At 33.9% G+C, this 24,584-nt stretch carries 22 protein-coding genes and 1 tRNA gene; 18 read left to right on the top strand and 5 right to left on the bottom strand.

Going from position 1 to position 24,584, the window contains the following annotated elements; translation table 11 throughout:
* Positions 1-6 precede the first annotated feature (6 nt).
* From HCN53_RS09640 to HCN53_RS09630, 3 genes are read left to right on the top strand one after another with little or no spacing between them, the layout of a single operon-like run.
* On the top strand, positions 7-924 hold the full coding sequence (locus HCN53_RS09640) for a hypothetical protein (protein ID WP_240919348.1): 918 nt from the start codon (positions 7-9) through the stop codon (positions 922-924).
* Positions 925-935: 11 nt separating this feature from the next.
* Positions 936-2,228, top strand: a complete 1,293-nt coding sequence (locus HCN53_RS09635) for a phenylacetate--CoA ligase family protein (RefSeq protein WP_167342817.1) — start codon at positions 936-938, stop codon at positions 2,226-2,228.
* A 45-nt stretch (positions 2,229-2,273) separates the two neighbouring features.
* Positions 2,274-3,146: a cupin-like domain-containing protein gene (locus HCN53_RS09630; protein WP_042276609.1), complete on the top strand. Its 873-nt coding sequence runs from the start codon at positions 2,274-2,276 to the stop codon at positions 3,144-3,146.
* Here the strand turns inward: HCN53_RS09630 and HCN53_RS09625 are convergent.
* Both HCN53_RS09625 and HCN53_RS09620 read right to left on the bottom strand, forming a co-directional pair.
* Complete coding sequence (locus HCN53_RS09625; protein WP_085775486.1) at positions 3,136-3,612, bottom strand: regulatory protein RecX; 477 nt, start codon at positions 3,610-3,612, stop codon at positions 3,136-3,138. The two genes, HCN53_RS09630 and HCN53_RS09625, sit on opposite strands and share 11 nt — an antisense overlap.
* A 4-nt stretch (positions 3,613-3,616) precedes the next feature.
* On the bottom strand, positions 3,617-4,372 hold the full coding sequence (locus tag HCN53_RS09620; RefSeq protein ID WP_042276612.1) for an SDR family NAD(P)-dependent oxidoreductase: 756 nt from the start codon (positions 4,370-4,372) through the stop codon (positions 3,617-3,619).
* A gap of 250 nt (positions 4,373-4,622) precedes the next feature.
* On the opposite strand from HCN53_RS09620, the gene HCN53_RS09615 reads away from it, so the two are divergent.
* From HCN53_RS09615 to HCN53_RS09560, 12 genes are all read left to right on the top strand, one after another.
* A complete protein-coding gene (locus HCN53_RS09615) occupies positions 4,623-6,764 on the top strand; it encodes a TonB-dependent receptor (RefSeq protein ID WP_167342816.1) in 2,142 nt (713 codons plus the stop codon).
* Between the two features lie 100 nt (positions 6,765-6,864).
* A complete protein-coding gene (locus HCN53_RS09610; protein WP_167342815.1) occupies positions 6,865-7,479 on the top strand; it encodes a tetratricopeptide repeat protein in 615 nt (204 codons plus the stop codon).
* Positions 7,480-7,510: 31 nt separating this feature from the next.
* The gene (gene mce, locus HCN53_RS09605) at positions 7,511-7,918 is read left to right on the top strand and encodes a methylmalonyl-CoA epimerase (RefSeq protein WP_167342814.1); all 408 of its coding nucleotides are present in this window, start codon (positions 7,511-7,513) and stop codon (positions 7,916-7,918) included.
* A gap of 72 nt (positions 7,919-7,990) precedes the next feature.
* A tRNA-Ile gene (locus tag HCN53_RS09600) sits at positions 7,991-8,064 on the top strand.
* Between the two features lie 246 nt (positions 8,065-8,310).
* The gene (locus HCN53_RS09595) at positions 8,311-8,727 is read left to right on the top strand and encodes a response regulator (protein WP_042276618.1); all 417 of its coding nucleotides are present in this window, start codon (positions 8,311-8,313) and stop codon (positions 8,725-8,727) included.
* A gap of 2 nt (positions 8,728-8,729) precedes the next feature.
* A complete protein-coding gene (locus HCN53_RS09590; RefSeq protein WP_042276621.1) occupies positions 8,730-9,269 on the top strand; it encodes a heme NO-binding domain-containing protein in 540 nt (179 codons plus the stop codon).
* A complete protein-coding gene (locus HCN53_RS09585; protein WP_167342813.1) occupies positions 9,270-10,862 on the top strand; it encodes a PAS domain-containing sensor histidine kinase in 1,593 nt (530 codons plus the stop codon).
* 2 nt (positions 10,863-10,864) lie between these two features.
* Positions 10,865-11,959: an FIST signal transduction protein gene (locus HCN53_RS09580; protein ID WP_167342812.1), complete on the top strand. Its 1,095-nt coding sequence runs from the start codon at positions 10,865-10,867 to the stop codon at positions 11,957-11,959.
* Entirely contained in the window at positions 11,959-13,107 is a 1,149-nt protein-coding gene (locus HCN53_RS09575; protein ID WP_240919347.1) for a sensor histidine kinase, read from the top strand. Before HCN53_RS09580 ends, HCN53_RS09575 begins: the two co-directional genes overlap by 1 nt.
* Positions 13,104-13,427, top strand: coding sequence for a hypothetical protein (locus tag HCN53_RS09570; protein ID WP_042276627.1), 324 nt, complete (start codon positions 13,104-13,106; stop codon positions 13,425-13,427). Before HCN53_RS09575 ends, HCN53_RS09570 begins: the two co-directional genes overlap by 4 nt.
* Positions 13,428-13,435: 8 nt before the next feature.
* Positions 13,436-14,146, top strand: a complete 711-nt coding sequence (locus HCN53_RS09565; RefSeq protein ID WP_167342811.1) for a LytR/AlgR family response regulator transcription factor — start codon at positions 13,436-13,438, stop codon at positions 14,144-14,146.
* A 166-nt stretch (positions 14,147-14,312) separates the two neighbouring features.
* Entirely contained in the window at positions 14,313-16,748 is a 2,436-nt protein-coding gene (locus HCN53_RS09560) for a DUF4114 domain-containing protein (RefSeq protein ID WP_167342810.1), read from the top strand.
* A gap of 88 nt (positions 16,749-16,836) precedes the next feature.
* Here the strand turns inward: HCN53_RS09560 and HCN53_RS09555 are convergent, their stop codons facing one another.
* Positions 16,837-18,921, bottom strand: a complete 2,085-nt coding sequence (locus HCN53_RS09555) for a tetratricopeptide repeat protein (RefSeq protein WP_240919346.1) — start codon at positions 18,919-18,921, stop codon at positions 16,837-16,839.
* A 147-nt stretch (positions 18,922-19,068) separates the two neighbouring features.
* On the opposite strand from HCN53_RS09555, the gene HCN53_RS09550 reads away from it, so the two are divergent.
* The 3 genes from HCN53_RS09550 to HCN53_RS09540 all read left to right on the top strand — a co-directional run bounded on the left by HCN53_RS09550 (position 19,069) and on the right by HCN53_RS09540 (position 21,941).
* Positions 19,069-19,347 (top strand): hypothetical protein, encoded by a 279-nt coding sequence (locus HCN53_RS09550; RefSeq protein ID WP_085775480.1) that lies wholly within the window; start codon positions 19,069-19,071, stop codon positions 19,345-19,347.
* Between the two features lie 23 nt (positions 19,348-19,370).
* On the top strand, positions 19,371-20,642 hold the full coding sequence (locus HCN53_RS09545; RefSeq protein WP_167342809.1) for an oligosaccharide flippase family protein: 1,272 nt from the start codon (positions 19,371-19,373) through the stop codon (positions 20,640-20,642).
* Positions 20,643-20,729: 87 nt separating this feature from the next.
* On the top strand, positions 20,730-21,941 hold the full coding sequence (locus tag HCN53_RS09540; RefSeq protein ID WP_167342808.1) for a glycosyltransferase: 1,212 nt from the start codon (positions 20,730-20,732) through the stop codon (positions 21,939-21,941).
* On the opposite strand, the gene HCN53_RS09535 is transcribed toward HCN53_RS09540, so the two are convergent.
* Entirely contained in the window at positions 21,934-23,442 is a 1,509-nt protein-coding gene (locus tag HCN53_RS09535) for a glycosyl hydrolase (RefSeq protein WP_167342807.1), read from the bottom strand. The genes HCN53_RS09540 and HCN53_RS09535 overlap by 8 nt on opposite strands.
* Positions 23,435-24,580, bottom strand: coding sequence for a hypothetical protein (locus HCN53_RS09530; RefSeq protein ID WP_167342806.1), 1,146 nt, complete (start codon positions 24,578-24,580; stop codon positions 23,435-23,437). Before HCN53_RS09530 ends, HCN53_RS09535 begins: the two co-directional genes overlap by 8 nt.
* Positions 24,581-24,584: the final 4 nt, after the last annotated feature.

Below are 24,584 nucleotides of genomic sequence, written 5' to 3'. Positions count from 1 at the left end.
TTGCTCATGCCCAAAAATACAAATAAACTACAGGCAGACGATAGCATGGAAAAGAAAATAGTAGCACAACTTACAAGTATTGCGCACCGCATTTTACAAATGAAGAATAAAGAAGATGTGCTCCAGCTTAAAGGTGAAGCGAGAGAATTGTATGAAAAATTAAGTGTACTAGCATTTGTACAAGAGAATTTAGATGCTGGTTCTTTATCTGGTAATGATTCTTCTGAAAAAATCAAAGCTGCCTCAACTACAGATAGTGTTGCTACAGATGATGAGACTGTAAACCTGTCTAGTAATAGTGAAAATATTGTTGAAGAAAATACAGCCGCTGATATTAATGATCAGGATTCTACAGCTAACCTACAAAATGAAGTTGAAGATGATGCTGTTATTGATAACTATGCCGATGAGAATGAAGATCATGTATTTGCCAGTAATGATTTAAGTGATTTATTTGTTCCTGTTGATGAAGACACCCGTGAAGAGATGGATTTACCTGGTATTAAAACTATCCATAAAATGGTAGAAGAAATGCCCGATGAAGTTCCTGAAGTAGAAATAGAGCTGCCAGACACTCAAAAATACATGAAGAATGATTTTGTAGAAATCACTGCAGACTTTAAAGAAATGCCAGTATTTGAGCGTAAGGTCAACGACACTAATGAAGATAAACCCAAGTCATTAAATGAGCGATTAAATGCTGGAATGAAAATAGGGATGAACGATAGGTTAGGATTTGTTAAACATTTATTTGGTGGTAGTGATCAAGATTTTAATCGTGTGGTCTCTCAATTGAATACGATTCCTAGTTATGATCAAGCCTTACAATTTATTAATACTATGGTTAAACCAGATTATAACAATTGGTCAGGTAAGGAACCGTATGAACAGCGTTTTCTTGAAATAGTAGAACGCAGTTTCTAAAAAATCATATTTTGCCGTTACCCTTATTCTCTAAAACCTTAAGCTTACAAGGATATGATATAGAACAAGCTAAGCTAGAGTATGCTCTATTATTAAAAAGTACAGTTCAAGAAATTGAGGATAGAAAAGCAGCAATAGTAGCGCACCATATTACACATAATCCATTTTATTCTTCTATAACTCAAAGTAATGAATGGGATTCATTACCTATTCTCACTAAAAGAGATCTACAACAACCGCTTGAAAAAAGAATAACACCAGGATACAAAAAACTATTTAAAGGAAAAACTAGCGGTAGCAGTGGTCATCCTTTTTATTTTGCCAAGGACAAATATGCCCATGCCATCACTTGGGCAGCTTTTTTTAATGCTTATAATGAACATGATATAAACCTAGATAAAGATTATCAAGCTAGGTTTTATGGGATACCTTTAAGTGGCAAGTCTAGGTATATTGAACTATTAAAAGACTATGTAAGCCAGCGCAAGCGATTTCCTATTTTCAATCTTAATGAAGAGGTCCTTGAGTATTTTATAGATAGATTCAAAAAATCTCCCTTTCAATACATCAATGGTTATACGAGTAGCATTTTATTACTTGCACAATATTGTATCAATAACAATCAGGTATTAAAAAATCTATGCCCTACTTTAAAAGCGTGTATTGTTACTAGTGAAATGTTGTTTCCTGATGATCGAATAACGCTAGAAAAGGGTTTAGGTATTCCTATTATTAATGAGTATGGCGCTAGTGAAGTTGGATTGATTGCTATGGAGAATTCAAACAACCTGTTTGTACTTAATAATAACAATCTATTTATTGAAGTAGTTGACGATAACAACAAATCAGTTCTACCAGGTCAAACTGGACGTATATTAATCACCGATTTATATAACAAGGCACATCCTATGATACGCTATGAAATAGGCGATATAGGTAGTATTGAAACCCATTCTAGTGGCAAGTTAATTTTAAAACAATTACAAGGTAGAACAAGCGACGTAGCTAGGTTACCAAGCGGCAAGGTTGTGCCAGGCCTTACCTTTTACTACGTTACAAAAAGTATTTTTAATACAGATTCTGATATTCTAGAATTTATTGTAATTCAAACAACTCCTAGTGAATTTGAGATCCAATATGTGAGTAAAAACGAATTGTCTGATTCATTGAAAAGTAAAATTCAGCGCTCTATGGATGAATATTTAGAACCTGGTTTATCTGTAATTTTCACAAAAAAAGAATTTCTAGATCGTAGCACACGAGGAAAATTAAAACAATTTATAAGCAACGTTCAAGGTATTTAGCCTGTCCTTTTTATTCAATGTTATTTCTTACTTTTGTCCGTTGCTATGGGACTTAATCTAGAACAAATACCGAGAGTAAAAACACTTAGTAAAGCAGATTTTATAAAGTATTATTTAAAACCTCAAAAACCAGTTGTAATTGAACAACTTACAGAGGACTGGCCTGCATATGAAAAGTGGAATCTAGAATACATACGTAAAATGGCTGGCGATCAGACTGTGCCACTTTACGATGACAGACCTGTACGACATGATGAAGGTTTTAATCAAGCTCATGCAGAAATGAAAATGACAGATTATATAGATCTGTTACTTGAAAAACCTACCAATTTCAGAATATTTCTTTATAACATTCTTAAAGAAGTACCTGCCTTACAAAAAGACTTTAAATTTCCAGACATTGGCTTAAAGTTGATTAAAGGTTTACCCATGATGTTCTTTGGTGGGACCGATTCAAAAGTGTTTATGCATTTTGATATAGACTTTACAAACATTTTACACTTTCATTTTCACGGTAAAAAACGTTGTATAATTCTACCACCTGATCAATCAAAGTATTTATATAGAGTTCCTCATTCTTTAATTTCTAGAGAAGATATCGATTTTACAAATCCTGATTTTGATAAGTGGCCAGCGCTTAAGCAAGCACAAGGGTATGTATGTGAGCTCAATCATGGTGAAATGTTATATATGCCAGAAGGTTACTGGCATTATATGCACTATTTAACACCAGGGTTTTCAATAAGCTTGCGCAGTTACCCTAGAAAAATTAAAAATCTAGGAAAAGCTCTTTATAATCTGCTTATCATGAGACACTATGACAACTTCATGCGCAGGCGTAAAGGTCAAGAATGGATAGATTATAAAAACGAGCAAGCTATCGTACGTACTCATAAAAAATTAGGGATCAAGGTATAAGTTCTTGAATTTTCTCATATACCAAATTACTTTCCCATCCTCGGTAAAGTAGGTAATCAGCAAGTTTTTTACGTCTTTTATACTTATCCTTCTCTTTAAGTTGGTTATTACGCTTTCGCGAAAGCGTATCAAACACATGGTAATAATCCTCTGGTTCAATCTCTTGGAGCCCAACCTTTATGGTTCTATCATTAAGACCTCGCATTTTGAGCTCTCTGATAATTCGTTGTTTTCCCCAACTTTTAATTCTGAACTTGCCTCTGGCAAAAGCACCTGCAAACCTAGTTTCATTCAAAAAGTCGTGTTCTATCAAATGACCAACCACCTCATCGATTGCGAGTTGAATCATGTTCATTTTTCTTAACTTTTCAACTACTTCCTTGTGACAACGTTCCTGATAAGCACAGTATCGTTCTAGGGTGCGTTTTGCCTCCTCAACAGTAAAAGAACCGTGTGTAGGGTTCATAAAACTATATTTCTTTTTTCACTATGGTACTGCTGGCCTGCGCTGTGCACATCATGGTAAGATCGGCAATATTTACATGTGGTGGTCTTGTGATTGCAAACAAAATAGCATCTGCCACGTCTTCTGGTTGTAAAGGCATGTAACCTTTATAGACCTGATCGGCTCGATTAGTATCTCCTTTAAACCTCACCTTGCTAAAATTTGTTTCTACTAATCCTGGGTTCACAGCTCCTACTCTAATACCGTAAGGATTTAAATCCAATCTCATTCCTGTTGTAATTGCATCAACCGCATGTTTACTACCACAGTAAACATTCCCTTTTGGATAAACCTCTTTACCAGCGGTAGATCCTATGTTTATTATATGACCACGACCTGCGTCTCTCATTTGTGGTATAATAGCCTTGCTTACATAGAGCAATCCCTTTACGTTAATATCCAGCATGGCATCCCAATCTTCAGTTGAACCTTGATCAATCGCATCAAGACCATGAGCGTTACCAGCGTTATTGATTAAAATATCAATAAAATCAAATGGCTCGTTTGTCAAACTAGCTATTGCCTTGTTGACAGCCACCTGATCTCGTACGTCAAAACTTAATGTTGTAACTGGAACGAGATCTCCTAATTCCTTCTCTAGTTCATTTAACTTTTGGGTGTTACGTCCACATAGAACAAGTGAAAAACCATTTTCTGCTAGCGTAATGGCGGTTGCTAGTCCTATTCCACTAGTGGCACCGGTAATTAAAGCTGTCTTCATTTAATTTGTTTTAAACTTCCTTTTTCAAATTCTTTATAATGGATAATTAAAGCTATTATCCTACTAAATAAGGATATGGTAAAGATAAAGTTTTGCCATTCCCGATAAAAAGGTTTAGAAAAGATCTTCCCTTTCATCTAGTTAAAATAGAAAATGACAGTTGAGGTATGTGATTTCACATTTCAGGTAACTCAATTCTTTGTACACATAAGGTAATCACACTTTTGTATGAGAATAAAAACTGAAAACCATGAAAATTCTTAATTACCTCATTTTCTTTATAAGTATATCATCAATAGCCCAAACCAGCATTACAGGAACAGTTGTAGAACCAGATGGCACACCAGTTCTAGGTGCCAATGTTTATTTAGAAGGCACCTATGATGGAACGACTACAAACATGGATGGAGTATTTAACTTTACCACTACCCAAACAGGTGCTCATACACTGGTAATTACTTTTATAGGATATGATGAGTTTAGGCATAATGCAAGCGTAGGCCAAATGCAAGAAATCAAAGTACGCTTACGCGAAAGCATGAATTCACTTAACACGGTTGTGATTAGTGCAGGCAGCTTTAGTGCTGGAGATAATTCAAAAACCAACGCTTTAAAACCCTTAGACATTGTTACTACTGCAGGTGCGCTAGGAGATGTTATAGGCGCTTTTCAAACACTTCCAGGAACCAGTGCAAATCCAGATGACGGACGCTTATTCATAAGAGGTGGCCAGGCTGATGAAACACAAATTTTCATCGATGGTAGTAGAGTTTTTCAACCTTTCTTACCCGTTACAGGTAACATTCCTACTCGTGGTAGATTTTCTCCCTTCTTATTTGATGGCATTTCTTTTTCCACTGGTGGTTACAGTGCGGAATTTGGGAATGCACTGAGCGGAGTTTTACTTCTAAACTCAACCGATCTACCGCTCGAGGAACGTACAGATTTATCTGTCATGACCGTAGGAGCATCAGCTAGTAGAACAGAAATTTGGAATAACGAAAGTATTACTGTAAACGCATCCTACTTTAATCTAGGCCCTTACAACGAGCTCATCCCTCAAAACAATCAATTTGAAGACCCATATCAATCTCTCGCAGGTGAAGCTGTGTATCGTAAAAAAACTAACAAAGGCCTGTTCAAAGCCTATGGAGCCTATTCCTATTCCGATTTTAGTCTCATTCAAGAAGACATTAATTTACCAGATGGAATTTTCTTTGGACTTAATAACCACAATCTTTATGGTAATTTAAATTACGAAGTCGAATTAGGTAACGAGTGGTCATTAGAATCAGGAGCAAGTTTATCCCATGACCGCAACCAATTAAAGATATCAGAAACTAGAATTAGAACACAGCAAAATGCTACCCATTTAAAAGTAAAAACAAATAAACGGTATAGCAATTATTTTAATATGAGTTACGGTATAGAGCAGTTCTCTATTAACACCAATCAAGACGTTGCATTAACAAATGAAAGCTTTAAATCAGGGATCACCTTTTCCAATACTGCTGCCTATGCTGAATCTGAAATATTTGCCAATAAAAGCCTGGCCTTTAAGATAGGCGTACGTGCCGATTATTATGACCACCTACAAAAAGTTAATATCTCACCTAGATTGAGCGCAGCACTCAGTTTAACTGATCACAGTCAGGTCTCTCTAGCTTATGGTGATTTTTACCAACCGCAAACAGATCAAGCTTTGCAATATGAGTCTAGGCTAGATAATCAAAGAGCAACCCATTTTATAGCTAATTATTTATATAAGAAAAATGGCCGCATGCTACGTATTGAGGCATATCGAAAAAACTATAACCAGTTATTACGATACGATACAAGCATGCCAGAGATCAATAGTTCATTTAATACAACTGGTGATGGATATGCGCAAGGGTTAGACGTATTTTGGAGAGATGACAAAAGCTTGAAAAACCTTGAATACTGGGTAAGTTATAGTTATTTAGATACTGAAAGACAATTTAGAAACTTTCCTGAACAGGCAACTCCCAATTTTGCTACCGATCATAATTTAAGTATCGTAACTAAATATTGGTTAGAAGATTGGAAGTCTCAATTAGGTCTTACTTACAATCTAGCAAGTGGTAGGCCTTATACCGATCCCAACAGTAGTGGATTTCAAAACAGCAAGGCAAAATCATTTCAATCTTTAGATATGAGCTGGGCTTACCTCATCGATGATCAAAAAATCTTATATCTATCTGTAAGCAACGTTTTAGGTCGTGATAATGTATTTGGTTATCAATATAGTAATACACAAAACTCAAATGCGCAATTTGACCGTAGAACTATAGGGCAAGCTGCGGATAGGTTTATTTTCCTTGGATTTTTCTGGACGATAGGTGGTAACGATAATCAATTGGATAATTTATAAGAGCAACAACTCAGTACTGTTAAATAACAGTTGGGTTTATTACGCTTTCGCGAAAGCGAACTCACACATAAACTTGTATCATATTTAAAAACAAAACATTATGAAAACTCTTTATTTACTACTAGTAATATGTATCAGTCAACAAGTCATTGCTCAATCACCTTATGAAAAAGCCATGAACAAAGCATTCACCTCGATGAAAACAGACTTGATTGAAGCCGCACCACAATTTGAACAAATCGCGAGAGTAGAAAAAGAAAATTGGTTGCCAACATATTATGCTGCATTTTGCTATTTAAATAGTTCTTGGGGACAAAACCCAAAAGATCAAACTGCACTGTACTTGAAAAAAGCGCAAGAACAAATTGATAATGCCTTATTAATTTCTCCAGATAATACAGAGGTCATGGTTTTACAAGCACTACTTTATACTGCTTATATAACCATGGATAGTAGCACTTATGGTATGAAGTTATCACCTAAAGTAACAGCGATCTATGAGAAAGCTATGAAGTTAACACCTAATAATCCACGAGTAGTGACTAGCAGGGCACAATGGTTAATAGGTAGTGCCAAGTTTTTTGGTAAAGACATAACACCTTACTGCAGTCAACTTGATACCGCACTTGAGTTATTTGAAAAAGAAACTCCAGATGGTTATGCACCTAGATGGGGAAAAGAAGGGACTATTGAACAGCTTAAAAATTGTCAATAATACTTATGTAGTATTTTTGAAAAAAACTTTTATGCTAGGTAAAATTGAACATTTAGGTATAGCCGTGAAGGATCTCGATAAAGCAAACGAAACCTATACCAAGTTATTAGGGAGAACACCTTATAAACAAGAAGAAGTAGCTAGTGAGCACGTTATGACTAGCTTTTTCATGAGCGGTGAGAATAAAATTGAGCTTTTGGCCGCTACGCATGAAGACAGCGCTATTTCAAAATACATTGCAAAACGAGGAGAAGGAATACATCATGTGGCTTTTGCTGTTGAAAACATCTATGAAGAACTAGAAAGGCTTAAAAAAGAAGGGTTCACTATTTTAAATGCAGAACCTAAGAAAGGTGCTGATAATAAGCTTATTGCGTTTGTGCATCCAAAAGACAGTAATGGTGTTCTAGTAGAATTATGTCAAGAAATAACAGAATAATTTGCTACAACCGACAAATAGATTAAATTTGCAGTCCTTTTAAAGGAAGAAAGAAATAAAACAACTTCTTTCGGGCCTATAACTCAGTTGGTTAGAGTATCTGACTCATAATCAGAAAGTCCCTGGTTCGAGCCCAGGTGGGCCCACAACTTGAAAAGCCATTCAGTTTACTGAGTGGCTTTTTTGCTTTACAATACTTTATGTAATTAGTTTATAACTCGTTACGTCTGTACTATTTAGTAAAAGACAAAAGGTGACTTAATGCATTACACAAAGAGAAAAACCATTCGTCGACACTTAACTGCCATCCGTCGACACTTAAAAGTGTAGTCATCGATAATAGAGCTGAGATTTTGAGCATACATGCTAATTTGCTGCACAATTTTACCGTTATGAAAGGTCGTTCCCTTAAAATTTTACTTTTAGAAGATGATACTATTGAAGTGATGAAGGTCAATCGTGTTATTAACTCTCAAGAAATAAAACATCAACTCATAGAAGCCAGTAATGGTGAAGAAGCTTTAGATATTCTAAATAAAAAAGATAGTTTACCAGATATTATTTTATTAGACCTAAATATGCCAAAAATTAATGGTATTGAGTTTTTAGAAAAGTTAAAGAACGATGACAGATTGCGCTACATTCCTGTAATTGTTCTTACAACATCGGGTAATCATCGTGACCTATTGGAATGTTATAAAATAGGTGTGGCAGGATATGTTCTTAAACCTTTAAAATATGAAGATTACGTTTTTAAAATGGAAAAACTCTTATCTTACTGGAGTATAAATGAACTAATCACCTTATAAGAATGAAAGGAATCATATTCACAGAATTTTTAGAACTAGTAGAAGAAAAATTCGGACTCTCGATGGTTGATACCATTATCAATGAATCTGAATTGGAATCTCAAGGTATATATACCTCGGTTGGGACCTATGAGTTTTCAGAAATGTTACAACTCATTACCCATTTAAGTAAAAACACTAATATTTCTGTAGATGATTTGCTACTTGTTTATGCAGAACATTTGTTTGCTGCCTTAATCAATATGCATCCCAATATCGTAGAGCACTATAAAGACCCCATGGATCTCGTAGCCTCTATCGAAAATCACATTCATGTTGAAGTAAAAAAAATATATCCCGAAGCTCAACTACCTACTTTTGAAATACAAGAGAAAAATTCTGATTCAATGAAGATAATTTACAAATCAGATAAGGCTCTCTATATGCTTTGTAAAGGATTGATGACAGAAACATTCAAGCTGTTTAAAACTCCTGTAAATATTGAGTTCTATAAACTCAATGAATTAGGAACTGAAGTAAGATTTGATATAAGCTATGCTTAAATGTCAAAAAACGAAATAGACATATTAAAAAGGGCTTTATCTAGAGAAAAAATGGCCCGTAAACAAGCTGAAAAAATTCTAGAAGAAAAGTCTGCAGATTTATATAAGTTAACTCAAGAACTTAAGAGTAGTAACCAACAGCTTGAAAAGCTTATTTATGAAAAAAACTCGCAGTTACAAGGCGTTTTTGAAAACATAGTAGATGCTTATGTTATTATGGACCTACAAGGTAAGGTCCTTAAAATGAATGATTCTGCGATAGAGTTATTGGAACAGAATAATGAAGAAAAAGAATTTAGTTTATTAGAGTTAGTAAAAGACAATGATCTTGACCATGTTGCTAATGGCTTTAACAAATTAATCACCAAAGGTTCTATTACTAATTTTCAAATTCACATCCACACTAAATCGGGAAAAACTAGGTTAGTCCATATCAATGCTAGTATTATCAAAAACGAAGAAGGTAAACCTGTTGCAGCACAAGGTATAGTACGAGATATTACGTTAGATGCGGCCTATCAAAAGGCTGTTGAGGCTGAAAGAATAAAGTATAGGTCTATCATTGATAATATGAATATCGGTCTAGTTGAAGTAAACTCAAACGACGAAATTCAACTAGTAAATAGGAGATTCATTGAAATGACTGGCTATCAAGAAGAAGAGCTTATCGGAAGAAATGGAAAAGACTTTCTTTTAATTGATGCAGAAAAGAAAATTTTTAATCCCGATGAAACAGAACTTTTTGATGACGGATCTTATACTTATGAACTAAAAATTAAAAACAAGAATCAAGAAACTAAATATTGGTTATCCAGTGGTATTAAAAACGTTGATGTAAAAGGAAATCAATTAGGATCAATAAGAATTCATCTTGATATTACAGATTTTAAGAACCTTCAATTACAAAAGGAAGATCTAGTTAAAAGTCTAGAAAAAAGTAATAATGAGTTAAAAGAATATGCTCATATAGTTTCTCATGACTTAAAATCACCATTGCGTAGTATTAACGCATTGGTTTCTTGGTTAAGAGAAGACAATAAAGGTATTTTAAATGATTCCAGCATTCAAAATATTGAGTTGATTGAGTCTACTCTAGAAAAAATGGAATCATTAATTAGTGGAATTCTCGAGTATAGCGTTTTAGACAAAAACGTAGAAGCTTTTAAAAAAGTGAATCTGGAAAGCTTAATAAGCGAGGTAATCGAAATGATCTACGTTCCAGATCATATTCAAATCAAGATAAATAATAAATTCCCTATTATAAATGGTGATAAAATTAAACTACAGCAATTATTCCAAAATTTAATTGCTAATGCCATTAAATACAATGATAAAGATCTTGGTACTATTACCCTTAACTGTAAAGATCAAGGTAGTTATTACGAGTTTGCGATTGAGGATAATGGGATAGGAATTGAAGAGCAATATCATCAAAAAATCTTTAAAATTTTTCATGCCCTTCATCACTCAAAAGACTCGTCAGGAATTGGTCTTTCAATTGTAAAAAAAATAGTCAATTTACATGGTGGCGAAGTATGGCTAGATAGTACTCCTAATCAAGGAACCACTTTTTATTTTACCTTAAAGAAATAACTATGTTAATCACGTCTAACACTAGCAAAGATATTGCTCTGGATATTAAAGATCACGTAGGTGCTCACGGTGCTTTAATTGCAGTTGCAGAACATACAGAATTGGATATTCCAGCATTAGTTGATGATCTCAATGAGATTGGAGTCACTTTTATGGGTGGGATTTTTCCAAAAGTCATTCATAACAATCAGGTTATTGAAAAAGGTATAGTAATCAACACCTTACAAAATTTAGAAAAGATTTGTTTGATAAAAGAATTAAGTTCAACCAATTACACTATTCCAAAATTTGAATTTCAAGATGGTTCCTACAGTATAATCACCTACGTTGACGGTTTGACTTCAAATATTTCTCATTACATGAGTAAATTGTATGAAAATTATGGAATGCAAACGAATTATTTTGGCGGTGGCGCAGGCAGTTTGTCACTTCAACAAAAACCATGTGTATTTACTAATGAAGGATTTTTTGAAGACGCAGCGGTCTATAGTATTGTTAAAATGTCATCCCATATTGGAGTAAAACATGGATGGAGTAAAGTTGACGGCCCTTATATCGTTACCAAAGCAGATGGTGATGTCATTCAAGAGATAAACTGGCAAAACCCTTTTGAAATCTATAAAACTGTTGTAGAAAAGCACTCTAACAAAAAATTCAGTGATGATAACTTTTTTGATATTGCAAAGGGCTACCCTTTTGGCATTGTTAAAAACGATGGTGAGTGCATTGTAAGAGATCCATTAATGACTAATGAGAAAGGAGAGATAATTTGTATCGCCGAATTAGAGGACAACGCACTGGTTGATATTTTGAACGGAGACAACAACTCACTAATAAAAGCAGCTGAACAAGCTGCTCAAGAAAGTCTGTTACACGCTAGCAAACCGAGAAAGGCAATAATAATTGACTGTATTTCTAGGGTACTGTTTCTAGAAACAGATTTTGATAAAGAACTTCGCTCAATAACAGGAACACTAAAAGAAAAATATCCACATATTTCAATAAGTGGGGCACTCACGTTGGGTGAAATATCGTCATACGGTGAAGGATTTCTTGAATTCTATAATAAAACAGTTGTAGTAGGATTATTTGAATAATGCAAATACAAAATCACATACTTGAGGTTTTACAGTTATATGAATACGCAATGGCTATTGGGAAATCTTTGGATTTTAAAGATAATTGTGAGTCATTTATAAAATTGCTGCTCAAGCGCCAAAATTTGAATGCAGCTTGGGTACTTAAAGAAAAAGAAAATTATTTTGAAACTGTTTATTCTTTACCAAAAGGAACAAGTTTAAGAATCAAAGGATCAGAACTGCCCTTGTCTATAATTGATAATGAATACATACTGCTCGATGTTGAAAAACATGAGATTTTAAATCAACTATCTCCGATTTCTTTAAAAGAAGGTCATGTTGCTGTTTATAATTTAAAAACTATTGGGTTTTTATTTCTGTACACCAAAAAAAATAATTTAAATCAAAAGGAATTAGTACAATTAAAACCGGTAATTGACAAGTTTACAACTAGCTTGCGTGCGAGTACAGCATTTGAAGAACAACAAAATTTATTAAATAATTTAGAAGCCAGAAATCAAGAGTTAAGTGATTATGCTCATATGGTTTCCCATGACTTAAAATCCCCTTTACGCAGTATTGACACATTATCTTCCTGGCTTCAAGAAGATTATAAAAACTCACTAGATGCTACTGGGCAACAACATCTTGATACAGTAAGGGAAAATGTTCTCAAAATGGATAACCTTATTGATGGTATTCTACAATATTCTAGTATCGATAAACACAATTCCGATTTTTATGATGTCCATCCTAACAAGATAATTTCTGAAATCATAAATTCCATAGTTGTTCCCGAAAATATAAAACTTGTAGTTAATGAATTACCCGTTATTAAAGGTGATACTTACAGAGTACGACAACTATTCCAAAACCTGATTACCAATGCTATAACCTATAATGACAAAGAACAAGGTTATATTGAAATAGGTTACAACAATAGTGAAAAAGGTATGTTTTACATAAAAGATAACGGTATAGGAATCGATAAAAAATACCATCAAAAAATATTCAAAACCTTTGAAAAGCTCGAGAATAAAAAAGGTTCTTCAGGAATAGGCCTTTCAATAGTAAATAAAATTATTGAGTATTATAACGGACAAATTTGGATAGAATCTGAGCCAGGAATAGGAACCACATTCTTTTTTACATTACCTAAAACATGACAGAACAACCCAACCGCTCCTATATAGATGCACTTTGTCGAGGCGATAAAGTATTTGAAGAAAAATTAATCAAGGTCATCAAATTGGAATTTCCCAATGAGGTAAAGGTCTATCATGAAGCCTTTAATGAAAAAAAACAAACCAAAACTGCAGAGGCTGTTCACAAACTCAAACATAAAATAAGTATCTTAGGGCTAGAAAACGGTTATCAAACAGCCGTTAAATATGAGGATGAAATAAGAGAAGGTAACTACGACTTGCATAAAGAGTTTGAAGCTATTCTTAACAGCATGTCTACCTACTTAAAAACACTAGAATAGCCAGCAAAATGAAATGTATTATCATAGATGATGAAGCTACGGCAAGATTAATCATTGAAAATTACTGTAGTGATATAAAAGGTTTACAAATTATCGAGCAGTTTTCAAATGCTATCGACGCCATGAAATACCTTAATCAACACACTGTTGATTTAATCTTTCTAGATATTCACATGCCTAATTTTAATGGTATGGATTTTATTCAAACCATTAAAAATCCACCTAATGTAATACTCACCACGTCAGATTCTAATTTTGCTATTGAAGCTTTTGAATATGAGTGTATTGTAGGCTATCTAATTAAACCCATTGACCTTAATAAGTTTAATAAAGCTGTTCAAAAAGCCGTTACACAGTTTAAGTCTAAAAAAGTTGAAAATCAAAAAGCCGATGTAAGCCTTAACGAAGATGATATTCTATATGTAAACATTGACAGAAGACTCATTAAAATTGATATGCCTTCTATTTATTTAGTTGAAGCCAAAGGCGATTACATAATGATTAAAACTGAAACAAAAAACTATATCGTACACAGCACATTAAAGAAAATTGAGGAGAAATTACCTGATCATACCTTTCTTAAGGTACACCGTTCTTACATCATCAACGTTCAAAAGATCATTGATATTGAAGACAATTGTGTGTTGATTAAAAAGGACATCGTTCCAGTAAGCAGGTCCAATCGCCCTATCTTAATGAAACGATTAAATTTATTGTAGTAGATGTGATATATTACGCTTTCGCGAAAGCGTGTTAACCACCTATAAAAGAATCCAGTAATCTTACTGATCAAACCATTCAACTACACTTAACGCCTGTCTAGCGAAAATACACCTAACAAGGTCGTTTATAATTCTAATTTTGACACATATAAACAAAGTCAAGATGAAGAAAATACTACTCCTTTTGTTATTCGTATCTCAGTTAATATGGGCTCAAGGTTATCAATATCTAGGAGCCTATGATTCCATGGGTACACCTTTATATTTAGAAAACCCAGGTGATGTGGTAGGTAGCGACACTATGGATATGGTGGGTTATTCTTTGCCAGAAGGTTATCCTGTTCCCATCTACAATCCTCACTATATAACAGCTGGATACGATACCGATCTTATTATTGATAGTCTAGCAGACGTTTGGGTAACCTTCGTAAGTGAAGGTGCAGGTTATAAGAATGTTTTAGGTTTTTACACCTATGATGTTAATAATCCTCCAGTTACAGCTCCTACTCCATCAGACATAACGATTATTTTTCCTAACGTATCTGCACTATACAGTGGTGGCGGATTATTAGCTGGTGATAAAGTTAAAATAGGAACTTTTCCTGCAGGAACGGGAATTGGATGGGTTCTTTTAGCAAATGCATGGAATAGTTCTACATCTTCTATAGGTAATCCACTTTGGGCTGTACACTCAAACCCAGACTTTAACCCAGAAGCCCTACCCGAACTACAGCATCATAATGTCTTGCTACAAGATGCCGAAAACGAAAGAATCATTTTAGGATTTGAAGATGTAAGAAGAGATTACGGCTCGTGCGATAATGATTTTAATGATGCTGTATTTTATATTTCTGCAAATCCATACACTGCATTGAGAACAACAAATTATGCCGATGTAAGCAAATCGGCAACTGTAACATCGGGAAATACAGGTGGTTTAGAAAGTGATGGTAAGCTAGCTAGCCTAGTTGCAGTTAGAAATTTTAAACGATCTAAAGATAACCATCAATCAAATAAGAAAAATCAAGAGAGTTTTACTTCATATATTTCAAAAAACGGCGGAACTCAAACGACTCTAGATACTTACATTCCTAATACAGGAATGTATGGAACTGAAGTGGCACAAGTATCTACACCGCAAGACCTTATAGGAATTACCAATGCAAATGAAGTTTTATCAGTAGATTATTATGAACAAAGTAATCGCGTAGCGGCTGTTCTAGCAACTAGTACAACAGGATCTATATACGATCATTCCAAAGTTATTTGCGACCGATTAAATAATTCCTCACTGGACGACGTACGTGTAGTAACCGTAAATGGGTATCCCATGATAAGTTCAAAAATAACTCGAGCCAATGGTGAGGTAGAGTACGCATTGGGTTTTTCCATTAAACACGACGGTGCCCAAAATGAACTCTATAGTTTGTGGGAAATAGGCCAGTATCCTACAGGAGATTATTACAATTTTCAAGTATGGGGAAGTTCTTTTTCACAGGTTTTTGCAATTACTAATGGTATCCTAAGCAACTTTAACCAATCTCAATCTGTAGTTAATACTACCATTACAGCTAAAGTGCCAGAGGTGTTCGTAAATTCTGGTTACTATAAAAATGGAGCGCTACACCTTACTATTACAAATAAAACTGGTGTCCTTAATATGAATTTTTCTGGGAATTTGTCTGTAACAGAACAATCTGGAAGACAAAACATCACGCAGTCCATTAATCTTTCAGGCGCTTATCAAGAAGATATAATAATTCCAACTGGTGGATTATTTGATATTGGATTTTCTATCAATACAGGATCTTCACAGCCCGACACTCTATATCTAGCTGATGGACCATGGGGACTGGACTATCTAGACACCTATGCAACTGTATCACAGTTTGATATTAATGCGGGTAATACATCGGTTTTACCAAACGTTTATCATGTGGAACGTAATCCTATTGTAACTGGTAATGTAAAGGGTAATATCAACCTTTTTAGACACCTATTACCTGGTGATCAAAGTCTGGATATAACAAATTATGACACCATTCAATTTGATTTAAGCAATGACCAAGATGTAGAAATTGTTCTGGTTCCAAATGCAGATATCGCCTGGACTGACAGGTATACCTTTACCATTCCGGCTAATCAGGGAAATACTACTACTACTCATACGATAAGAATAAATGAATTTGAAAATAGATCAGGAGTTCCATTCTCTTATTCAGACATTAAAACTATTGTTTTTTCAGTTATAAGTGATTATTCCACAACTATTCCATTTTCAATAAGTATTAATGATTTAAAAATCGGTCAATTTTCAACGTTGTCGGTGAACCAAAATTACGATGCTATTGCACAGGTTATGGTGTATCCTAATCCGGCTAGTACAACTGCCTACTTTAAGTTGCCAGAATCTACAAGTTCAATTGAACTACACATATATGATATGAATGGAAGATTGATAGATCGTAAAACTGAATCTTTGTTAGAAACTGAGAATAGCTTTAAATATGATGTGACTTCGCTTAAAAAAGGCTATTATGTTTATAAAATTCTTACAGCAAATAATGAATCTTTTATGGGGAAACTCATGAAACAATAGGTATAAGGAATTGTGGTTAGTTATGTTTTCGCGACCGAGCAAAGCGAGGGAAGACAGAAAAAAGGCTTGGAGTAATCTTAGCCTTTTTTTAGTCCATTTTTTTTGCTTCTGAAAAATTAAATAGTGGTCTTTTTGTAATGTACCATCTAAGGTTCAAACCAAATTCAGTAAACGTAAAACCAGCGGTGGTTGTTGACGCAATATTACTTTGCAATCCATATAAATCAATAAAAGCTCGATCTGACAATTTGTAACCCAATTTGGCCTGTACACGATAAGTAGATTGACTAGGATTGTCTTCTATGACTTGTAAACCTGTAGCAAGATTAATGTCGTAATACCATTGATTGATCTTAATCGAATTAAGATCTCTATTAAGGTTTAAGAAAATTTCTACAGCATTAAAACTGCTAGGGCTAAAATATGTGGTAGGCACTTGATTTTTAAAGCTTATATATTGGTAGTTTACACCGGCTTTAAGAACAGGTTTTTTGAAAATGTTATAATATAATGAGGTAAAAAGCAAATTACGAGTATTATTATCGTTCTGCGAGGTATAATAATATTGAGTAAACCATCCTAAGTTGAAATTGGTACTTAGATTATAGTTTACATAATAGTTGTTTTGAATCAATTGTCTATCTAGTAAAGCTGCATTGAAACTTTCCAGAGTGCGTTGATAACCTAATGATAAGGATTGTAATTTGAGTGCGTTAATATTGAGTGAGAGGTTTGTGACAACCTGACTTTGGTTAGTATTCTCACTATTAGTGTTAATGACACCCAACAACCCTTTTAAATCAATTTTTGGAATTATCGTGTATTTAGATCCTATTTGGAATGAGTGTGCGGTTGCTGTAGTAGATAACAAATCATTATTTGTATTTCTATAAGTATAATCTGCTAGTAATTCCCATTTTGCACTCATAGGAACTTTTAGTGTGAGTTGTGAACTATACGCCTCATTTTCACCATTATCAAAGCTATAGCTAGGTTTGATATTTAAGTATGGAGTAAAACTTTGATCTATATTTTTTAGAAACTTAGTAACGTCTTTTTGTTGATTAAAAATGTCTAATGTTTGAATTCCTTTAAGGTAGGCTTGTTGGTAAAGGCCTAAAGCTTTTAATGAGTTTGCTTTACCTAGATTACCGTCAAACGATAATGAATCATTATTTAAAATTTTATCGTAGTCTTTGATACTTGATTTAAAATTACTTTTATAAACATTGTTAGTAGCTCTTAATGCTAGTATCCAGTTTTCATTACCATAATCGTTTAAAAGCATTTCAATTTTATCACTTGCTTTTTTATACTTGGAGTTCCATATAAGAGCTTGCACATACCGTTCATGTGTTCTTGCAACTGTGTTGGGTTCAATATTTAAAGTTATCAGGCTTAATGATTTTGAAGCTGTTTTTAAAGCTTTTTTATCCTGATTCTTTAGATGTTGTACTAGGGCAATACCGTTTAATGAAATAATACTGTCAGTTCTTGTTTTATTTATTCTCTTATAAGTAATAAATGCACTATCTATTTTTTCTGAGATCAAGTAGGTATTAGCTAGCACCTGGAGTAATTCAGCATCCTCCTTTATTAATTTATTTACTTCATTCAAGGTATTTATAGCTGCTTGAGTTTTTTGGTTTTTTACTAGAGAATCTGAATATCCTAAATGTATGTACTTTTTAGAGGTAAGAGCATTGGCATTATTGGGTTCTAATTCAAGAGCTTTATTTATATAAATAATAGCTTGATCATATAATTTTAGATTTGAAAGAGTATTTGAATATCCTAATACAGCTGGAAAACTATTCGGTTGGGATCCTAGTAATTTCTCGTAGTATTCTTTCGCTTGTTGAAACTCTTTGTTCCAAAGAAGAGACTCGGCATAATTAAGTTTAATTTCAAAATCATTGGGATATTCATCCAGTAAATCAACGAACATATTCTTTGCTAATCTAGGGTTATCATTAAGGCCGGTAGCTCGAGCGTAACAAAGCTTTGCTGTTTTGTTGTTAGGAAAATCCTGTAAAACCTGATTAAAAAAAACTTGGGCTTCTCTAAATTGACCTTTCTCTAGCATTTTAAACCCTTCTGACATTTCCTGTGAATAGAGTCTATTACAACAAAACAATGTTATTATAAAGGAAATTAAAACATACGTTTTCATAAAATCATAGGTAAATCGGGTTAGACTAAAGATAATTACCACTGGTCTACAGTAAAATGCGATTAAACGAAAATAACCAATCTAAGCCTTTAAGCTAGAGCATCTTTGTAGAGAATAAAAAATAAAAATCATTTAAATATCAATATTATGTCTTTACAAATTAACAAATTAAACGGGATTTATGAATTAACTGGAGTGCTTGATTTAACCACTGCAAAACCATTATTAAATCATATAAAATTATTGCAAGGGTTCGAGAACTCTATTGATATCAATATAGATAACCTATCACTGATTGATAGAACAGGTGTTGCTGCACTACTTACTATACTTTCTTTGTCTCTAAGAACTGATTGTAATATCACTATTTCTGGTAGAGGTTACAAAGATATTTATAACGAGTATAGAGATAATCAAGCTGCTTAAAACAATAATTTAAAAAAAATAAAATGTTAGCCAGTACCTTCCTTAAATCAAAAAAAATTACCTCAGAACAATTATTTATGTTAAGTGTTCTTTTGGTGAACGGTGGTAATTATTTTTATAATTTAATTCTGGGAAGGCTATTGGGGCCATCGCAATTTGCAGATGCAGCAGTACTCGTTACTTTTTTATTAGTGCTTTCTTTTTTGGCCATGACATTTCAGCTGGTTACCACAAAATTTAGCGCTTTATTAGAATATTTTGATTTATCAAAATTCATCAATTCAATATTTAAACTGTCTGTGATTACCGGTATTATCATCGGTGCAATAATTATTACCTTATCAAAGTGGCTTCAACAATCATTACAAACTCAAAGTTCTATGATGTTTGTGATTTTTGGAACAGCGGTTCCTGTTTACTTTATATTGAGTGTAAATAGGGGTTTTCTTCAAGGAAATAATCAATTCAAACCTTTATCCATTACCTATCAATTGGAAATGGTAACTAGGTTAGTTTTAACTGTCAGTTTTCTATTATTCATACCAAAATTAGAACCCATAATAAGTGTTTCCATAGGAATCGTGATTTCATTAATCGCAGGTTTCTTCCCCTTCAAATTGACGCCTTTCATTGAAAGAATGTCAATTAAATCCAGTCTGATTTTAAGTCGACCTGTGAAACACTTTTTTATTGTTACTCTATTCTATGAACTTACTCAAATCATTATAAATAATAGCGATATTTTATTAGTGAAGCATTTTTTCAACAGTTATGATGCTGGATTATATGCTTCCCTTGCTTTAATAGGTCGAGTAGTTTACTTCATGGCATGGATGTTTGTAATGCTCTTACTTCCTAAAGTAATCGAACTGAAAAAAAACAATAAAAACACAACTCAGATTTTATCTAAATATGTAAGTTATATCACCTTATTGTGTATGGTAATTGTAATTGGAACTATCCTTTTACCAGAAACCATAGTAAGCTTACTGTTTGGTAATGAGTATTTAGAAATAGCACCATTGTTGTGGAAATACGCTGTGGCAACCTCATTGTTTGCAATCGCCAATATATTCTCGTATTACTTCTTATCCTTAGGAAATTATATTCCTGTAATTATTTCTGGGATTATGGGAATGATGCAGGTGGCAATGATTTACTGGTTTCATGATTCTCTTCACACAGTTGTACTAGTTCAAATAATAGCTATGGTTGTGCTTCTTACTGGACAAGTATTATACTTCTACCAATCAAAAACAGATCAAAACCATTCATCTACACCAACAGGTATTTAGTCTACACATATAAGTGTGCAATCGTTTTTGACTGATTAACACGTTTAAAACTAGGCATATTTGTATAGAAATTAAAAACAAAGATCAATGAAAATCGCAGTCGTAACATCGTTTCCTCCTAGTAAAATCACACTAAATGAATATGCTTTTCATTTGGTAAAAAGCTTAAGTGATCATGAAAAAATTTCAGAGATTGTATTATTAACTGATCACACGGTTGAAGAAAAAGATTTAAGTTTTAAAAATGATGATTGCATCATAACTGTCAAAGAATGTTGGTCCTTCAATAGCTACTGGAACTTGAAATCGGTTACTAAAGCAATTAACGAGACTAATCCAGATCAGGTTTTATTCAACCTACAATTTATGAAGTTCGGAGACAAAAAAGTAGCTGCTGCATTAGGTTTAATGTTACCCTTAATGTGTAAACTAAAAAAAATACCTACAGTTGTCTTGCTGCATAACATTCTTGAGGAAGTAGACTTATCTAGTGCCGGTTTTACAAATAACATTATCCTTACGAAAGCTTATAACTTAATAGGCTCTTTACTTACTAGACTCATATTACAAGCAGATGTTGTAGCCGTTACTATGCAGAAATATGTAACCATTTTACAAGAGAAATACAACGCAAGTAATGTAAGGCTTATACCTCATGGAACTTTTGAAACTCCTCAACAAGAACCTAGCTACGATACAAATACTGGCGCGTTGAAGGTAATGACCTTTGGGAAATTTGGAACCTACAAAAAGGTAGAGAACATGATCGAGGCTGTAGAATTAGTACGTGAAAGAACTCACTTAGATATTGAGATAATAGTTGCAGGAACTGATAACCCAAACGTTCCTGGATATTTAGAAGGTGTTAAAAAGAAATACAGTAGCGTTGAAAAGGTAACGTTTACTGGATATGTAGAAGAGGATGAGGTACCTGTAATCTTTCGCGAAAGCGATATCGTTATATTCCCATATACATCTACTACTGGTAGTTCTGGAGTACTGCATCAAGCAGGAAGTTATGGTAAGGCTGTAGTAATGCCTGATCTAGGAGACCTAGCTCTACTTACTAAAGAAGAAGGTTATAGAGGTGAGTTTTTTGAGCCTACTAGCATTACTAGTTTAGCATCTGCCATTGAAGTATTACTTACAAACGATGCTCACCGTCGCGCTATAGCTCGTTCAAATTTTGAGGCTGCAACTGCTTATCCTATGAGTAAGATTGCACAATTATATGTTGATGTTTTTGATGAATTACAGACTGAATCTAAGTCTGTTAATCATTTACAGGTTGTTAATTAGATAAATGTTTAAAGGTTGGTTTCTTATTGCCATGGACGTCGATAAATCCATAGAATTTTTGAGGATTTCTACGCCATGGCAATATTCCTGTTACCTTATCAGGTACTTGGTTAAAATCATATAAAGTCCAGGACATAGCAGGAATTTTCTTCTCTTTCAGGATTGAGTTGGCTTTTTTATGATACTCTGCTTGTTCTTTTTCACTAGAACTCAAACCCAGTATTCCTGTATAAGAACTCCATCCATATTCGGTAATAACAATTTCTTTTTCAGAGAGTTGAGAACAAAGTTTTTCCCACTTATTTGATAATTCATCTAGGTCTTCATAATAATGAAAAGAAACAAAGTCTACATGTTCACTTAATCCTGTCGCAGCTTGTGCATTTGACCAACCTATAGTGACTGGATGATCCTGGTCTAGTAATTTAACACGATAAATCATTTGTTCAAGCCACGAATCTACCATGGAACGACTTCGGTTTTCGTAATCGAGATCTGGCTCGTTTTTTAAGTCATAACCTAATAAAGCTGGGTGATTCATTATTTGTGGAATCAATTGATTTAAGTGCTGTGTGGTCATTGTCCAGTCTTCGACATCATAATTACCATAAAAGTCAAATAGAGTTACCAAAACGTCTAGATCATTGGAATGAGCGCTATCTAATAGCTCGAGCAGTTTATTAACTTTCTTACTTTGCACGTATTCTTTTCCAAAATCCTCATACCCAATAAAAATTCTAATCGTATTGATGCCTTGATTTTTAAGCAGCTTAAAATCTGAATCAAAAGTGGCCTTGGTAATACTATCATTAAAGGTATCCCAAGGAAATTTTTGAGGGTAATAATTAATTCCTCTTACTTTACTGTGCAGTGGTAAGGTTTCAAAATTTGAGGTTATAGAACGTACGCCTGTTGAAACTAAATGCCTAATGTGCCAGTGACCATCCTGTAGTAGTAACACAACCTTATAGTCATTTGATGTATTTTGTTCATCGATTGTCTGATTATCTTGATACGTTTTTTGATATTGAAGTACTTCGGTATCTGATATAACCACAATTTGACCATCCTCGCTCATAAACTCTATTTTAGGATGATGCTCTAGTGTGGTCATCTCAACCGTTGTTCCGTTTTTACTATTATAGTCGATAATAGATTTTAGTTTGCCCAATGAGCGCTTTGTGTAAAAATCTGAAACACCGTTAATGTCGTTATTTTTAAGAGCATTTGCTTTTACACGCCATGCGTTTAAATAATCTTTCTCTATGGTGGCAAGCATGGTTTTATTCACAGATCTACCTTTTACTGCTGTTGTATCCCAGGTTATTATAGGTCGATAAGTGCGTTGTTCTAGCTGTTCAGTATGTAGCATTTTATTGCGATCTGCCCCAGTATTTAAATAACTGTATACGCTTCCTATCGCTAGGATTACACAGGCTATAAGTCCTAGGTAAAGTAAAACCAGTCCAGATCGTAATATATTTACGCTAAAGTTATTCAATAGCTACGTTTTTAAGATGTTTAACGACTCCACCAGCTGTAATTTTAATATCATAGTCTCCTTTTTCAAACACATTTGGGTCTAGATAAAATATAACATCACCATTTAAGGTTCCTTTATTTAAGTTATGGTTGCTATCATTTCCAACTATTATTGCCTCGACTGTAAATCCATCTGGAATGATTTGGCCTAGGAAACTAGTAAGTGAGGTGACCCTTATACTTCTACCCGTAATCTGAATATCAAAATCTTTGATAGCTGGTAAAAATTCAATTTTCATATAATTGCTTACGGCCATATTAGGGATTAGGGCACGTACTTCCCATGACTCGGCTTTTTCTGGATGAAGTAGGTTTGCTGTTGCTACTCCGTTAATAGTTGTTGCAGTGGTTTGTCTAGTTGCTCCGTGCTCTGTTTGAATATAAAAAGTAACAAGCGTTCCATCAGAAACTGTATTTCCATAACGGTCGGTAATTGATGAGGTAATGAGTTGTAGTGTTTGATTACCATCTGCATATGGGTGATTACGCTTTCGCGAAAGCGTAAAATCCACAGCCCTACCAGCCATTATATCAATCGTGTGTTCCTTACTGGATACATTTCCCGATGTGACCGTCGTAATTAATTTACCAGTAGATGTAGGAGCATTGAGAATATCAAAGGTAAAAAGGTTATTAATCATAAGATCTTTTTCCTCTTTTTTGAAGTCCATAAAGTTTTTAAGAGTAACTGTAGTATTGTCCAACTGAGGATTATCAAATTCATCAACCGGAAGAATAGTGATCATAGTAAAATCATCCTTACTAGCTTCTAAAGTAGGTGGACCAACATAACTCTCAATATGATGTATGTTTTTAGGTAGAATTTTAAGTTTACCTTCCAGATTAGTTTGAAGTAATTTCCAATATAATACACCTGCTTCATTTGAGATAAATTGAGGTATTGGATATTTTAAATAGGCGTCGTTCTTTAAAGGCTTAATTAGAATAATGCCTTGATTTCCCATTATTTTAAGTAAAGGAATGTCATCAGTGGTGGCGCTTATTTCTAGGACAATGTTATCTCCTGCAAGATATTCAGTAGTTGTGTTTATCAATCGATATGTAGGATCCACATACGGGTGTTCTTTGCTTGACATAAGC

This window comes from Nonlabens sp. SY33080 (assembly GCF_011784885.1).
GTDB lineage: Bacteria > Bacteroidota > Bacteroidia > Flavobacteriales > Flavobacteriaceae > Nonlabens > Nonlabens tegetincola.
Note: the sequence above shows the minus strand (reverse complement) of the source record. Positions and strands in the feature narration are given on the sequence as shown.